The organism is Kushneria phosphatilytica (assembly GCF_008247605.1).
GTDB lineage: Bacteria > Pseudomonadota > Gammaproteobacteria > Pseudomonadales > Halomonadaceae > Kushneria > Kushneria phosphatilytica.
In genome coordinates this window covers 2312730-2327127 of sequence record NZ_CP043420.1, presented here as the reverse complement: position 1 = coordinate 2327127, position 14398 = coordinate 2312730, and the positions used below count along the sequence as shown (strand labels likewise).

Below are 14398 nucleotides of genomic sequence, written 5' to 3'. Positions count from 1 at the left end.
CTTCCCTTCACTGCAGCCGATGGATTCGGAGTGATATGACCTCGAGCGTGCCCTGGCATTTCATCAATACTCCGGAACAGCTCGACGAGGCCTGCAAGGTGCTTGCCCGGCGCAGTGTGCTCGGTGTGGATACCGAGTTCATGCGTGAGACGACCTTTTATCCGATCCCGGCGCTGATTCAGCTCGGCGATGAGGAGATCGTTTATCTCATCGACCCGACGGTACTGTCGCCTTCCGAGGCTCTTCGCTCGCTGCTTGGTCCGAAAGGGCCGCTCAAGCTGCTGCATGCCTGCAGCGAAGATCTTGAGGTGTTTATTCGCTGGCTGGGAGCGCTGCCGCAACCGCTGGTTGATACTCAGCTGGCGCATGCCTTGCAGGGAGGGGAGCCCACCCTCGGCTATCAGCGCCTGGTGGCGCACTGGTGTGAAGTCGAGCTGCCCAAGGGAGAAACCCGCTCGGACTGGCTGGCACGCCCACTGAACGAGCGTCAGTGTCATTATGCCGTTCAGGATGTTGCCTGGTTGCCCAGGGTTTGGTCACAGCTGAAGAGCGTTCTGGCGCGCCAGGGTCGACTGGAATGGTTGTATGCCGATTGTGCGAGACTGGTGGAAGCAGCCAATACGGTTCGTGATGACATGCAGTTTTACCTTCGCAATCGCAATGCGTGGCGGCTTGGGCAGCGTCAGCTGGCAGCGTTGCAACGGCTTTGTGCGTGGCGAGAAGTGACTGCCCGCGAGCGTAATCAGCCGCGCAACCGCCTGTGTAGTGATGCGCTCCTGTTCATGGTGGCCGAAGCCATGCCGCGCAATCGCCATGAGCTGTCGTTGATCGAGGGTATCCGACCTACCATGATCAAGCGGGATGGCGATGCCTTGCTGGCAGCCGTTCGACAGGCAAGGGAGCTGGAAGAGCCGTCGCTACCCGAGCCATTACCATCACCCATTTCATCAGATTGGAAAAAACGCATGAAAGCGCTCAAGAGGGTCGTGCAGGCGCACGCCGAACAGCTGTCGCTGGCCCCTGAGCTGCTGGCGCGGCGTCGCGAACTGGAAAGCTGGGTGATGGCTGATATGGCAGGACATGCAGTGGCCGCTCCAGAGTCCGACGACTGGCGAGGGCATCTGCTGAATGAAGAACTGCGTGCCGCCCTGGCGCAACTGCGAGAGGGAGATCGCCAATGAAGGGTTTGTTGTGTGATATCTATCGCAGTTCGCGTCGAGAGGAAATGTATCTCTATGTCGAGCGCGCCCGTGGACTGGAGGATGTGCCTGAAGCGCTGCTCCAGCAGTTCGGATCGCCGCAAAGGGCAGTGACATTGCTGCTGAGCCATGAGCGTCCCCTGGCACGTGCAGATGTCAGCCGAGTGATCGAATCCATTCGCAGTCAGGGCTACTATCTGCAGATGCCACCGAATGGTAACGCTCAGGAGCGGGATCTCGCCTTTTTCGTTGGCCCCACCCTCCAAGATGATGACGCTGAATAATCAGCCTGGAGCAGAGGATGCGCGAACGATTCTGGGAGCGCTTTCCACTGGAGGCGCTCGACCATGCCGAATGGGAAGCACTGTGCGACGGTTGTGGCCAGTGTTGTCTGCTCAAACTGGAAGACGAAGAGAGTGGTGATATCGCGACGCTCTCCGTTGCCTGTCGGCTGCTGGACACCGACGGATGCAGCTGCAGTGATTACGCCAATCGATTTGAACGTGTACCGGGCTGTACCCGCATTACACCGGAGCGGGCAGCGGCCTTCCAGTGGCTGCCGGAAACCTGTGGTTATCGCCGGGTTCATGAAGGTCGGTCACTGCCTGACTGGCATCCGCTGATCAGCCACGATGCCATGGCGGTGCATCGTTTGGGCATTAGTGTGAGTGGGCAGGTGCGCAGTGAAGAGGAGGTCGCCGACGCGGAGCTCGAGGATTATATCATCGCCGTACTGCCGATCGACGACCGCAGCTGAATCAGCCCGGTTCCGGCGTTGTGGTCCGTTCATCCATGGGCGTGGTGACTCCCGAAAGCCCCAGTGCCCAGAGAATGAAGGCGTCCTGCCGGGCGATATCGCGCCATGCTTCGAAGCGCCCGGAAGCACCGCCATGGCCGGCTTCCATGTCCGTACGCAGTAACACTGGTCCGCGTGCACTGGCCAGTTCTGTCAGACGCGCATAGAGCTTGGCCGGTTCCCAGTAAGGGACACGCGTATCAAACCAGCTGCCCTGCAGATAGACCGAAGGCCAGGGCGCAGGAGCCAGGTTGTCCAGCGGAGAATAATCGCTGATACGACGCCGAACATCGGGTTCGGCCGGGTTGCCCCATTCCGTGTATTCCGCCGTGGTGAGTGGCAGCTCGGGGTTCTCCATGGTGCGAAGCACATCCACAAAAGGGACATCGAGTACCGCTGCGCAGAAGGCATGTGGCTCGAGATTGACGCTAGCCGCCACCAGCAGACCGCCCGCGCTGGCGCCATAGGCCGCAATACGTTCTCCGTCGGCAAGGCTGTCATCGACCAGAGCGTTGCGTGCGGCCAGGAAGTCGCGAAAGCTGTTCTGCTTGTGCTCCAGCTTGCCTGCCAGATACCAGGGCTCTCCTCGATCGCCACCACCACGGACGTGCGCGACGGCAAAGGCAGCACCACGTTCCAGCAGTTCCAGCCGTGAGATCGAAAACCATGGGTCGAGCACCTGTCCATAGGCGCCATAGCCATAGAGCAGGGTGGGCAGGGGCGTATGATCGAAATGGTCGGCGCGGGCGACAATCGACACCGGGACTCGCTCGCCATCGAAGGAAGTGGCCCAGAGGCGTTTGCAGATGAGCTGTTCGGGTCTCAGGGAGCCATGCACCGGCTGCTGGCGTAGCAGTTGTCGTTCACCGTTGTCGAGGTTGATCTCCTCCCAGCGCGGTGGCGTGGTAAAGGATTCCTCGCGAAGTCGCAGTTTGCGTGCCGTAAAGTGTGGGTTGTCACCCAGTGCCTGGCTACACGGTGATTCGAACAGTGGCAGCCACTCATCGCGAGTGCTGACGTGATGCTCATCGAACTCCAGTAATCGAAGCTGGACCTGAGCCTGGTCATGATCACGTTCGGTCAGTACCAGGCCCCAACTGAAGGCATCGACACCTTCCAGCGTAATGCTGTCTCGATGTTCAATCAGCGTCTGCCAGGCCACGGTTTCGTTTGCTTCGGCTTCGAGCAACGCCTCTTCTGCTACTCGATCCAGGCGAAAATGCACGGCATCCCGATTGTGATGGATATAGAAGGTGCCCGGTCGGTGATCGAGGCTGTATTCGACACCACTTTCGCGTGGTCGTACACAATGGGGGGTGGCATTCGGACGATGCGCCGGCAGCAGATAACACTCTGATGTGTCCTTGGAGGCGGTTTCGATGACCAGCCACAGACGTGACCGGGTCTTGCCGAAACCTACCCAGAACTCGGCATCTCTCTCCTCGAAAAGACAGGATGCTTCATCGCTGTCGAACGGGCGACACCAGACACTGGCCGGGCGCTGGGTATCATCATAGCGACTGAACAGCAGCGTGCGACCATCCTCGGCCCAGCAGACATCGGGCGCAATGCCGCTCTCCAGCAATCGGGCAGTGCCATCGGGCAACTGGCGTACGTAGAGGTCGAAGAATTCATCTCCTCGGGTGTCCACGGTCCAGGCCAGCCATTGCTCATCGGGGGAGGGGGTCATGTCACCGAGTTCGAGAAAACTCGATTCCCGCGAGAGTGTCTGAAGGTCCAGTAGACACTCGTGTGTTTGCTCACTGCCAATGGGATGACGCCAGAAAACGGGGTAATCGGCGTCGTTGGCTGTGGTGCTCCAGTAGACGTAATGATCGAGTGGGGTGGCCAGGCTGGTCACGGCGAGTTCGCGGCGTGCCAGATGACCGTGATAGAGGCGCTGGTAGAGCGGAGCCAGCGGCGTAAACCACTGCTCGAAGTTATCGTTGACGTCGTTCAGGAAACGACGGACGGACGGGTCATCACGATCTTCCAGCCAGTGCCAGTCGGGATCGTTGTGCCGATGGTAGCGGGCGACGGGATGATTGGCGTCAAGAGGGGGCGTTGGCGGCTGTGCTTTCATGGCATGAAGTGTAACATGTTCGACTGAATCTTCCGGGAGACTTCTGGCGTGCTGATTTCGGATTCCCTGCCGCTGCTATGGCTGTGTTATATCGTGCTGGCCCTGATCGTACTGGTCACGGGTTATTTTGCCTTTTCCTTTCTACCACGTCTGCCGCGCTGGGTGCTGGTGGGGCTGGTGGCCGGCGCATTGCTGATGCCAGCGCACTTCACCATCCCCGGACCAAAGGAACAGCTGGGTTATTCCGGCTGGGCGCCGGCACTGATCGTCACCGTTGTCGGGGTACTGCAGCACCACGGAGGGCAGATACTGGGTGCAGGTCTCTGGATGCTGGTGGGGATGATCGTGCTGGGCGCACTGTTTGGCTGGTTTGCGCTGCGACGGCGCCATGATGGTGATGACAGCGGATCGGGTCACGGTGAAGAAGCACCCTCACGACGGGGTCATCAGCGAACACGCCCTGTCGCGGGTGAGACGCGGCCCTCCTCGAAACGTCGCGAACCTTCTCTGGGGCAGTAACGTGCATGAAGCAGCGAATGCCATACGAAGAGGCCGGGAGCGGTAACCGGAACATCAGACCGGGTATCGGGATGCTGTTCTGTCTTCTGCTGCTGATGCTGTCGCTGCCCGCCATGGCAGCGCGGCAGGGCGAGGTTCGACTGGTGCTGGATGTCTCCGGCAGCATGAAGAGCAATGATCCGAGCAACCTGCGTGCCAATGGTATTCGCCTGCTGGTAGAGCTTCTGCCCACGAATATGCGAGCCGGGCTCTGGACTTTCGGTGATCGAGTCGCCAATCCGCTGGCGCTGGGCACCGTTGATGAACAGTGGCGAGAGCATGCTTTGTCGGTGCTCCCACGACTCACCGAGTACCAGCAGTTTACCGATATCGAGACGGCTCTGCGGGAGGCGACCCGCGCGCCTGGTGAAGACGGGACGGTACACATCATCCTGTTGACCGATGGCATGGTCGATATACCGGCCGGAAGTAGCAGCAAGCCGGCACGGGATGCTGCTTCACGGCAGCGGATTCTCGATCAACTTGCCCCCGAACTGGCCGACCGCAATGTGGTGGTTGATACCATTGCTCTCTCCCGCAATGCCGATATACCGCTGCTGCGCCGTCTTTCCCAGCAGACCGGCGGTCTGGCTTCCGTGGCTGAAACGCCCGAGGAATTGCTGCGCTCCTTTCTTGATGTACTGGGGCGGGTAGTGCCCCGTCAGGAAGTACCGCTTGAGCAGGGGCATTTCGATATCGATGATCGAATCGACAGCTTTACGGCATTGCTGTTTCATGACCGCAACGAGCCGCCGATTTCCCTGAGTACGCCGCAGAGCAGCACGCTTTCAGCTGGCGCTCCGAATGTTCGCTGGCGCCACGATGATCGCTTTGATCTGATTACTGTGCCATCTCCTGCAGAAGGTCGCTGGCAGATCAACGGCAATGTCGGGCCGGGGAGTCGGATTCTTGTCGAATCTTCGCTGAAGCTGGCTGGAGCCGAACTGCCAGCCACACTGTATCAGTATTTCGAGACCCCGCTGGAAGCCTGGCTCGATGGTGGACAAGGTAATGCTCGAGCAACTGCCATTACGGCTGAGCTGCGCCAGCAGGGCACACTGATCGACAGTGCCATACTGACTCGCGAGGAGGATGGCCATTTTCGTGGGCATATCGAGCCGGGAGGCATCAGTGGTAATGCCCGCCTGCGGTTGGAGGCGCGCGGTGAAGGATTCACTCGTCTGCGTCAACAGAGCGTGGATGTCGCGCCAGCGCTTTCGGCTACCCTGGCCGAAAATCAGTCATCGATTGTGTTGCAGGCGGCGTACGATCGACTTGATCGCAGTAACACTACATTGACCGCCACCCTCCAGGGCGAATCGCTTCCGGTTGAGACGCTGGACGCGCAGCGTTGGCGAGCGAATCTGCCAGACACATTGCCTGAAACCTCGGTACCGGTAGAGCTTTCCGCCCGGGTGCGATTGGATGATGCCACCCGTGAGATACCGCTGCCGCCGGTATGGCTCAACAGGGATGCTGCGGTCGGGGTTGCTGGTGCGCAGCTCGATCGGAGTGCCATCAATGCTCGTGAAATGGCGTCTTCCGACCAGGAAGCTACCGAAACAACCTCCGGTCCGGAAGCATGGCTGCAATCGCTCTGGTCACGCATCGGGAGTGAGTGGCCTGCAGCACGCCAGCAGTTGACCGAGTGGGGACGGGAGCCGTGGTCCTGGGGTGTGGCGGCTGCCCTGGCAATGGCCTGGCTGTTTCTGCTGCTGCATCGTCGACAACGCCAGCGCCGTCGACGCCGGCGACGACGCGAGCCTCATTTATAGACCATAACATGCCTGATGCAGCCTCTCTTGCGGCCAGGCTGCGTCAGGCATGATCGTTATTGCTGTGTTTCCTGCTCGGTGAACATACCTTCAAACATGGCCGTCGAAAGATAGCGTTCACTACTGTCCGGCAGAATCACGGCAATGGCCTTGTCCGCCCAGGCTGGGTCTTCTGCCAGTCTCAGCGCTGCAACCATGGCAGCACCGCAGGATATGCCGGCCATGATGCCCTCTTCAGCCATCAGTCGCCGGGCCATGGCCATGGCATCCTCACTCGAAACGGCTTCCACCTGATCGACCAGCGACAGATCGAGGTTATCGGGGATGAAGTTGGCCCCGATACCCTGAATCTTGTGAGGCGCCGGGGTAATGGTCTCCCCCCGCATGCGCTGAGCAATGATTGGCGATTCGGCCGGTTCGACGGCGACCGAATGGAGTGTTTTGCCCTGCGTTTTTTCGAAGTAACGGGATATCCCGGTGATAGTGCCGCCAGTTCCCACACCGGCCACCAATACATCAAGGTCGCCATCGGTAGCATCCCATAGTTCCGGGCCAGTGGTCTGCTCATGAATCCCGGGGTTGGCCGGGTTCTCGAACTGACCGGCCAGGAAGTAGCGTTCGGGGTCGGCATCACGCATCTCGATGGCCTTGTCGACAGCGCCTTTCATGCCTTTCGCCGGCTCGGTCAGCACCAGTTGTGCGCCCAGTCCCTTGAGGATCTGACGCCGCTCGAGGCTCATGGAGGCGGGCATCGTCAGCGTTACCTTGTAACCCCTGGCAGCACCGACGAAAGCCAGTGCGATGCCGGTATTACCGGAGGTGGGTTCCAGGATATCCATGCCGGGTTTGAGCGCTCCGCGCTCTTCGGCGTCCCAGACCATGTTGGCCCCGATTCGACATTTGACCGACATGGCGGGATTGCGTGCCTCGATCTTGGCATAGAGTCGAGGATGGGCGGAGAGGTGGTTGATGCGCACCAGCGGGGTCCCGCCGATCGAACGGGAATTGTCTTCGAAAATCTGGCTCATGCTCTTGCTCCACACGATGTCCCGTCTGACGAGACAGGTTTATCAGGACTGCCTGTGGCTCAATCCTAGCAGTTTCATGTGCGCCGACGTGTGCTGACTATCATGCTAGAGTAACGCCCATTCGGGGCTGGGTCGGCGGAGTTTGATACTCCCGATCACCATGTGTGGGAGAGTGAATGAGTCGGGATGATGATTCAAAGGCCCTGCTGGAAGGGCCTGCGCTGAAAACAACGGATCAGGCTGATTCGATCATTGAAGTGATCGAGCATGCCTGTGAGCGTTTTGCCGATCATGCAGCTTTCAGTTGCCTGGGACGTACACTGTATTACCGTGAACTGGATCGCCTGACGCGCCGCTTTGCGACCTGGCTGATCGAGGAAACTCCGCTGGAACCCGGGGATCGCTTTGCCGTGGTGCTGCCCAATATCCTGCAATATCCGGTGGCGGTATTCGGCGCCTTGCGTGCGGGGTTGGTCATCGTCAATACCAATCCGTTGTATAGCGCAGACGAAATGCATCACCAGTTCGAGGATGCCGGTGTGCGCGGTGTGCTGGTCTTTGAAGGTATGCTCAACCGCGTGCGCCAGGTGCTGGAGCGGCGACCGCTGGCCTGTGTCGTGACCACGGGAATTGCAGATCTGCATCAGACGCCACGTCGCTGGGCTCTGCAGCTAGGCATGCGATGGAAGGCGCGCGGTCGTCATGAACCGGCCATTCCTGGCAGCGTGTCGATGCGACATACGCTGCGTGGCGCTCTCGACCGTCCTGCGAGTCAGGAGCAGCCATGCTGGGGGCGTGGTGATGACCCCGCCGTGCTGCAATACACCGGCGGTACCACGGGAACGCCCAAAGGCGCCATCCTGACGCATCGTAACCTGATCGCCAACATGCGTCAGACCGGTCAGGTCCTTTCCGATGTGCTGGAAGTCGGCCGTGAAGTCATTATTGCGCCGCTGCCGGTTTACCACATTTATACTTTTACGGTGAACTGCATGTTCGGCTGTGAGACCGGCAACCACAGCGTACTGATTCCTGACCCGCGCGATATGAAGCGCTTTATCCGGACTCTGAAGAAACAGCCATTCTCGGCGTTCATTGGCGTTAACCCCCTGTTTGCGGCGCTATGCCGCCAGAAGGCATTTTGTCAGCTCGACTTCTCTCGTCTCAAACTCTCGGTATCCGGTGGCATGGCACTCAACAACACCGTTGCCGAGCGCTGGGAGCAGGCCACGGGTTGCCGGGTGCTGGAAGGTTATGGCATGACCGAGACATCCCCGGTGGTATGTGTGAACCCGCCGGATGATATGCGTCCCGGCTATATTGGCCGACCGGTGGCGGATACCTCTTTGCGCGTGGTTGACGATGAGGGCCGAACGCTGGGCTACGATGAGCCGGGCGAGTTATGCGTCAAGGGACCTCAGGTCATGGCGGGCTATTGGTGCTGCAAGGAGGAAAAGGCCTTCGATGCTGATGGTTGGCTGCACAGCGGCGATATTGCTGTTCTCTCTCGCGATGGTTTTGTGCGCATTGTCGATCGCAAGAAGGATATGATCGTGACCTCGGGCTTCAACGTTTATCCCAATGAAGTGGAAGAAGTTCTGACTGCCCATCCCCAGGTCAGTGAAGCCGCCGTGATCGGCATGCCGGATGAAGAGAGCGGTGAGCGGGTGCAGGCCTATATCGTTGCCCGCAGCGATCAGCTGGACGCCGAGACGCTGCGCAAGTGGTGCCGTGAACGTCTGACCGGCTACAAGGTCCCGCGCAGCTTCGAATTTCGTCATGATCTACCGCGTAATAATGTCGGCAAGATACTGCGTCGGTCACTGCGCGATGAGTCCCTGTAATGGCTGTCGGTGTGGGCTGTCCGCCTGCCCCGGGGGCACGTTACAATAATGACTTTCCTGTCACCGATTTTGGTTCGACGCCTGCCTGCTGGAAGCTGGCAGGGCGTCGGACCTGCATGGTAATGAGGCTGTCTTGAGCGATACCGCAACCGATGCCCGGCAACAGTTGCAGACGCTGCGTGAGCGGCTCTCCCGGACCACCCTGAGTGTTGCCCATGATCAGGGCAGTCGCCTTGAACGGCTGGAAGCGCGTGCGCGTCGCGGTCAGCCGATTGATCGCGCCATCAGTGATGTGCAAACGCGTCTCGATCGTTCCATTGCCCAGGTCGAAACCCGCCTGGCCCAGCCGCTGGGGTATCACTATCCGGCCGAGCTCCCGGTCGTCGAGAAGCGGGAAGACATCAGCCGCGCCATTGCCGAGCACCAGGTGGTTGTCGTGGCTGGCGAGACCGGATCCGGCAAGACCACCCAGTTACCCAAGCTCTGCCTGGAGCTTGGTCTGGGGGCGCGAGGACTGATTGGTCATACCCAGCCGCGTCGTCTGGCGGCTCGCTCGGTGGCTTCACGATTGGCCGAGGAGATGGAAACCCCTCTGGGTGGCGCCATCGGCTATCAGGTACGTTTTACCGATCAGACGGCAGAGCAGACCCGGGTCAAGCTGATGACCGACGGGATTCTGCTCGCGGAAACCCGTCATGATCCTGACCTGCGGCAGTATGAAGCCATCATTATCGATGAGGCGCATGAACGCAGTCTCAATATCGATTTCCTGCTCGGCTATCTGCGCCGGCTGCTCGATCGTCGACCCGATCTCAAGGTGATTATCACCTCGGCGACCATCGATGTTGATCGTTTTGCGCAACACTTCGGTAGTCAATCGCAGCCTGCCCCGGTGATCGAGGTCTCGGGCCGGGCCTATCCGGTTGAGACCCGTTATCGGCCACTGGTGCGCCAGGAGAGCGATGAGGAAGATCTGACGCTGCAGGAAGGCATTTTGCAGGCCGTCGAAGAAGTAACTGCCATTGAGCGAGAGCATCGCTGGTTTACCGGCCCGCGGGATATCCTGATCTTTCTCCCGGGGGAGCGCGAAATTCGCGAAACTGCCGATACCCTGCGACGTGCCCAGTTGCGTGATACCGAAGTGCTCCCGTTGTATGCCCGACTGTCCAATGCTGAACAGAACCGGGTCTTCTCGTCACATACCGGCCGGCGCATCGTGCTGTCGACCAATGTCGCCGAGACTTCACTGACAGTGCCCGGCATCCGTTATGTCATCGATCCCGGGCTGGTACGTATCAGCCGCTACAGCTACCGTGCCAAGGTGCAGCGACTGCCGATCGAGCCGATCAGTCAGGCCAGCGCCGATCAGCGGCGCGGGCGCTGTGGTCGTGTGGCGGAAGGCGTCTGTCTTCGTCTTTACAGCGAAGAGGATTATCTGTCGCGGCCGACCTATACCGAGCCGGAGATTCAGCGTACCAATCTTGCTTCGGTGATTCTTGCAATGCTGTCGCTGAAGCTGGGTGATATCAGCAACTTTCCGTTCATTGATCCGCCGGATGGGCGTTTCGTCAAGGATGGCTTTCGGCTGCTGTTTGAGCTGGGGGCAGTGGACGAGCGTAATCGCCTCACACGCAGTGGCCAGCGTCTCTCTCGGCTACCGATCGACCCCCGGCTGGGGCGCATGGTGCTGGCCGGAGCGGAATATGGCAGCCTCACAGAGACCCTGATCGTGGTCAGTGCACTGTCGATTCAGGACCCGCGTGAGCGGCCAGCGGACAAGCGTGAGGCTGCCGATCAGGCGCATCGCCAATGGCAGGACAAGGATTCCGATTTCGCCGCATGGATCAATCTGTGGCGAGGGTTTGAAGCTAAACGCGAAGAGCTGACCGGTAGCCGGTTGCGTCGCTGGTGTCGTGATCAGTTCCTGAGCTATCTGCGTCTGCGTGAATGGCATGATACCTATCGCCAGCTGCGTCAGCTGGCACGCGAGCTGGAGCTCGGCTTCAATAGCGAGCCTGCAGATGTGGCGCGTCTGCATCAGGCGTTGTTGAGCGGTCTGCTCTCCAATCTCGGTCTGCTCAATGAGCAGCGTGAATATCTGGGTGCCCGCAACCGCAAGTTCCTGATTCATCCGGCTTCGGGACTGGCAAAACGTTCGCCGAAATGGGTGATGGCGGGTGAACTGGTGGAAACCAGCCGATTGTTTGCCCGTGAAGTAGCGGCCATCAAGCCGGAATGGATCGAGCCGCTGGCCGGTCATCTGGTCAAGCGCAGTGTCAGTGAGCCGCACTGGGAGATGAAACGGGGGCAGGTCGTCGCATTCGAGCAGGTCACCCTGTTCGGTCTGCCTATCGTGGCACGGCGCAAGGTGCATTATGGGCCGATCGCACCACAGGAGGCGCGCGATATCTTCATTCGCAGCGCGCTGGTGGAAGGGCAGTTTTCCACAAAAGGTGAGTTTTTCGAGCATAACCGGGCGCTGATCGACGAGGTCGAGGATCTCGAGGATCGGGCACGCAAGCGCGACATTCTGGTAGACGAGGAGACTCTGGTCGATTTTTACGATCAGCGTCTGCCGGAAGACATCTATACGGTGAAGGGGTTCGAGCGCTGGCGTTCACAGGCCGAAGCCCAGGAACCGCGGCTGCTGTTCCTTGATCGGGAGACGCTACTGGCTCGCGAGGCCAGTGAAGTGACCGTTGAACAATACCCGGATGAACTGGAACTGGGCACGCCCGGTACCGGCAGTCGCCGCTACCCGCTCTCCTATCACTTTGCACCGGGGGCCGAGGATGATGGCGTGACCTTGACGGTGCCGGCGGCGATGCTATCGACCCTGCCACGCGAGCGCCTGGAATGGCTGGTGCCGGGGTTACGGCGCGACAAGGCCATTGCGCTGATGAAATCGCTGCCCAAGCAGTATCGTCGTCAGGTGGTTCCGATCCCCGACTGGGTCGATGCGGCACTGGAAACGGTGACACCGGACAATACGCCGCTGCATGTGGCACTGGGCGAGTTCATGCGACGTCGTACCGGTATTCGATTGCCGGCCGACGCCTGGCAGCCGGAACAGTTGCCCGAGCACCTGCACATGAACATTCGAGTGGTCGACCATGAGGGGCACACTCTCGGGCAGGGGCGCGATCTCGATGCATTGATCGAGCGCTTCGAGGCCGATGCGCGTGAAGGCGCCCGAGCGATGGCTGGTGATGAGCTCTCTCGTAGTGGCCTGACCGGGTTCCCCGGAGGAGAGCTGCCAGAGTCGCATGTTCGCGATCAGGCCGGTATTCGCGTTGAAGCATGGCCGGCACTGGTGGATGAAGGGGATACACTGGGTGTCGCGTTGTTCGATCATCCTGCCAGGGCGCACTATCAGCATCGTCACGGCATCAAACGACTGGCCATGCGGCGATTGCCGGATCAGGTGCGCTGGCTGTCGCGAGATATTCCAGGTCTTGAGCGCAGCGTCCTGCTGTTTGCCAATGTCGGTTCCCGTCGCGATCTGATCGATGACTTTGTTGCTGCCGTTTTTTTACAGGTATTTGCCTTTGATCCCTTGCCCCGTGATGCCGAGGCTTTCGAAGCCCGACTCAATGCCGAGCGAGGAAGAATTGGCGAGGTGGGCGAAACTCTGCTGGCCAGGGTTGAAGCGGCTCTGGAGGGGCATCTGAAGGTTTCGAAAATGCTCAAGGGGCGTGTGAGTTTCAACCTGGCGCGTAGCTGGTCGGACGTAAAAGGCCAGATGCAACGCCTGGTACACCCGGGGTTCATCAGTCTGGCGGAAGAGTGGCTCAGGCACTATCCCAGGTACATGGAGGCGGCCGGGATTCGGCTTGAGAAGGCGCCGCGTGAGCCCCGACGCGATCAGCTGTCGATGGATGAGGTCAATGCTCTCCAGACCCGGCTGGATGAGCGCCGGGCGCGGCAGGAAAACGGTGGGATACGCGATCCTGAACTGGAAACCTTCGGCTGGTGGCTGGAGGAGCTGCGCGTCTCGCTGTTTGCCCAGCAACTGGGCACGCTGGCGCCGGTGTCGGTTCAAAGGCTTGAGCGACGCTGGCAGGAGCTTGTGGCGGTCTGAATATTGGATTGATTTTCGTGCTCATTGCATCGTACGCATGAGCTGACTCTGTACAGTATTGCCGAATGGGCAGACAATGCCGCGCATACCCGATGCCGGATCGAGAACATTCGAGAGCGGTGACGTCCTCAGTATAAGGATCGGGCTGGTCATGACTGGCTCGAATACGCAAGGGCCGCTTTCGGGGGACGCAGATGGTGTTACACCTGCGTCGAGGCGGTGATTGATGGGATTTTTCAAGGTGAATAAATGAGAGCATGGAGCACACTGGCAGGCACGCTGGTTGCCACAGGCATGCTGGCGGGTTGTGCCGGCAATCAGACTCAGGGCGGCGGTAATCCGGCCGATCCCTGGGAAGGATTCAATCGTGGCGTATTCGCCTTCAACGATACGATCGATCGATATGCCCTCAAACCCGTGGCGCAGGGGTATGATTATGTCACCCCGACACCGGTGCAGCAGGGAGTAGGCAACTTCTTTGGCAACCTCGGCGATATCGGTAACTCGTTCAATAGTCTGCTGCAGTGGAAGCTGACTCACGCCGGGACCTCCACGGCACGTTTTCTGATCAACTCCACGCTTGGGCTGGGTGGGTTACTCGACCCGGCTTCGCGAATGGGTATCAACCGGCACGAGGAAGATTTCGGTCAGACCCTGGCACAATGGGGCGTAGGGCAGGGCCCGTATCTGGTGCTGCCCTTCCTGGGGCCGAGTACCGTCCGAGCGACGGCCGGGCTGCCAGTGGACTGGTACACCGATCCGGTGACCTACATCGAGGATGATGGAACCCGGTGGGGGCTGCGCGCCCTGGACCTGGTCGATACCCGGGCCGGGTATCTTGATCAGGAGAAGTTGATCCATGGCGATCGCTACAGCTTCATTCGCGATACCTATCTACAGCGTCGCCAGTATCTGCTCAATGACGGCAAGGCCGGCAAGGATCCCTTCGCTGAAGGGGATTTCGACTTCGATGACAGCGATTTCGAAAGCAGTCGCTCCGACACCCAGTAATCCGACCGACCGCGGCATGTGGT

10 protein-coding genes are annotated in these 14398 nt (G+C 59.8%); 8 read left to right on the top strand and 2 right to left on the bottom strand.

Annotation, left to right across the window (positions count from 1 at the left end):
• Window positions 1-35: 35 nt before the first annotated feature.
• From rnd to FY550_RS10715, 3 genes are read left to right on the top strand one after another with little or no spacing between them, the layout of a single operon-like run.
• Complete coding sequence (gene rnd / locus FY550_RS10725) at window positions 36-1181, top strand: ribonuclease D (protein ID WP_070978909.1); 1146 nt, start codon at window positions 36-38, stop codon at window positions 1179-1181.
• Window positions 1178-1483, top strand: coding sequence for a YcgL domain-containing protein (locus FY550_RS10720; RefSeq protein ID WP_070978908.1), 306 nt, complete (start codon window positions 1178-1180; stop codon window positions 1481-1483). The genes rnd and FY550_RS10720 overlap by 4 nt, the downstream gene beginning before the upstream one ends.
• A 17-nt stretch (window positions 1484-1500) precedes the next feature.
• Window positions 1501-1956: a YcgN family cysteine cluster protein gene (locus FY550_RS10715; RefSeq protein WP_199287800.1), complete on the top strand. Its 456-nt coding sequence runs from the start codon at window positions 1501-1503 to the stop codon at window positions 1954-1956.
• A gap of 1 nt (window position 1957) precedes the next feature.
• On the opposite strand, the gene FY550_RS10710 is transcribed toward FY550_RS10715, so the two are convergent.
• Entirely contained in the window at window positions 1958-4078 is a 2121-nt protein-coding gene (locus FY550_RS10710) for a S9 family peptidase (protein ID WP_149054521.1), read from the bottom strand.
• A gap of 48 nt (window positions 4079-4126) precedes the next feature.
• On the opposite strand from FY550_RS10710, the gene FY550_RS10705 reads away from it, so the two are divergent.
• Together FY550_RS10705 and FY550_RS10700 are read left to right on the top strand one after the other, a co-directional pair.
• Window positions 4127-4597 (top strand): hypothetical protein, encoded by a 471-nt coding sequence (locus FY550_RS10705; protein ID WP_070978906.1) that lies wholly within the window; start codon window positions 4127-4129, stop codon window positions 4595-4597.
• Between the two features lie 5 nt (window positions 4598-4602).
• Complete coding sequence (locus tag FY550_RS10700; RefSeq protein ID WP_084388118.1) at window positions 4603-6411, top strand: VWA domain-containing protein; 1809 nt, start codon at window positions 4603-4605, stop codon at window positions 6409-6411.
• A gap of 56 nt (window positions 6412-6467) precedes the next feature.
• Here the strand turns inward: FY550_RS10700 and cysK are convergent, their stop codons facing one another.
• On the bottom strand, window positions 6468-7439 hold the full coding sequence (gene cysK / locus FY550_RS10695) for a cysteine synthase A (protein WP_149054520.1): 972 nt from the start codon (window positions 7437-7439) through the stop codon (window positions 6468-6470).
• A 176-nt stretch (window positions 7440-7615) separates the two neighbouring features.
• Here cysK and FY550_RS10690 point away from each other — a divergent pair, with 176 nt between their 5' ends.
• From FY550_RS10690 to FY550_RS10680, 3 genes are all read left to right on the top strand, one after another.
• On the top strand, window positions 7616-9283 hold the full coding sequence (locus tag FY550_RS10690) for an AMP-binding protein (RefSeq protein ID WP_070978900.1): 1668 nt from the start codon (window positions 7616-7618) through the stop codon (window positions 9281-9283).
• 133 nt (window positions 9284-9416) lie between these two features.
• Window positions 9417-13364 (top strand): ATP-dependent RNA helicase HrpA, encoded by a 3948-nt coding sequence (gene hrpA / locus FY550_RS10685; RefSeq protein WP_070978898.1) that lies wholly within the window; start codon window positions 9417-9419, stop codon window positions 13362-13364.
• A 249-nt stretch (window positions 13365-13613) separates the two neighbouring features.
• Window positions 13614-14375: an MlaA family lipoprotein gene (locus FY550_RS10680; RefSeq protein ID WP_070978896.1), complete on the top strand. Its 762-nt coding sequence runs from the start codon at window positions 13614-13616 to the stop codon at window positions 14373-14375.
• The last annotated feature ends 23 nt before the right edge of the window (window positions 14376-14398 follow it).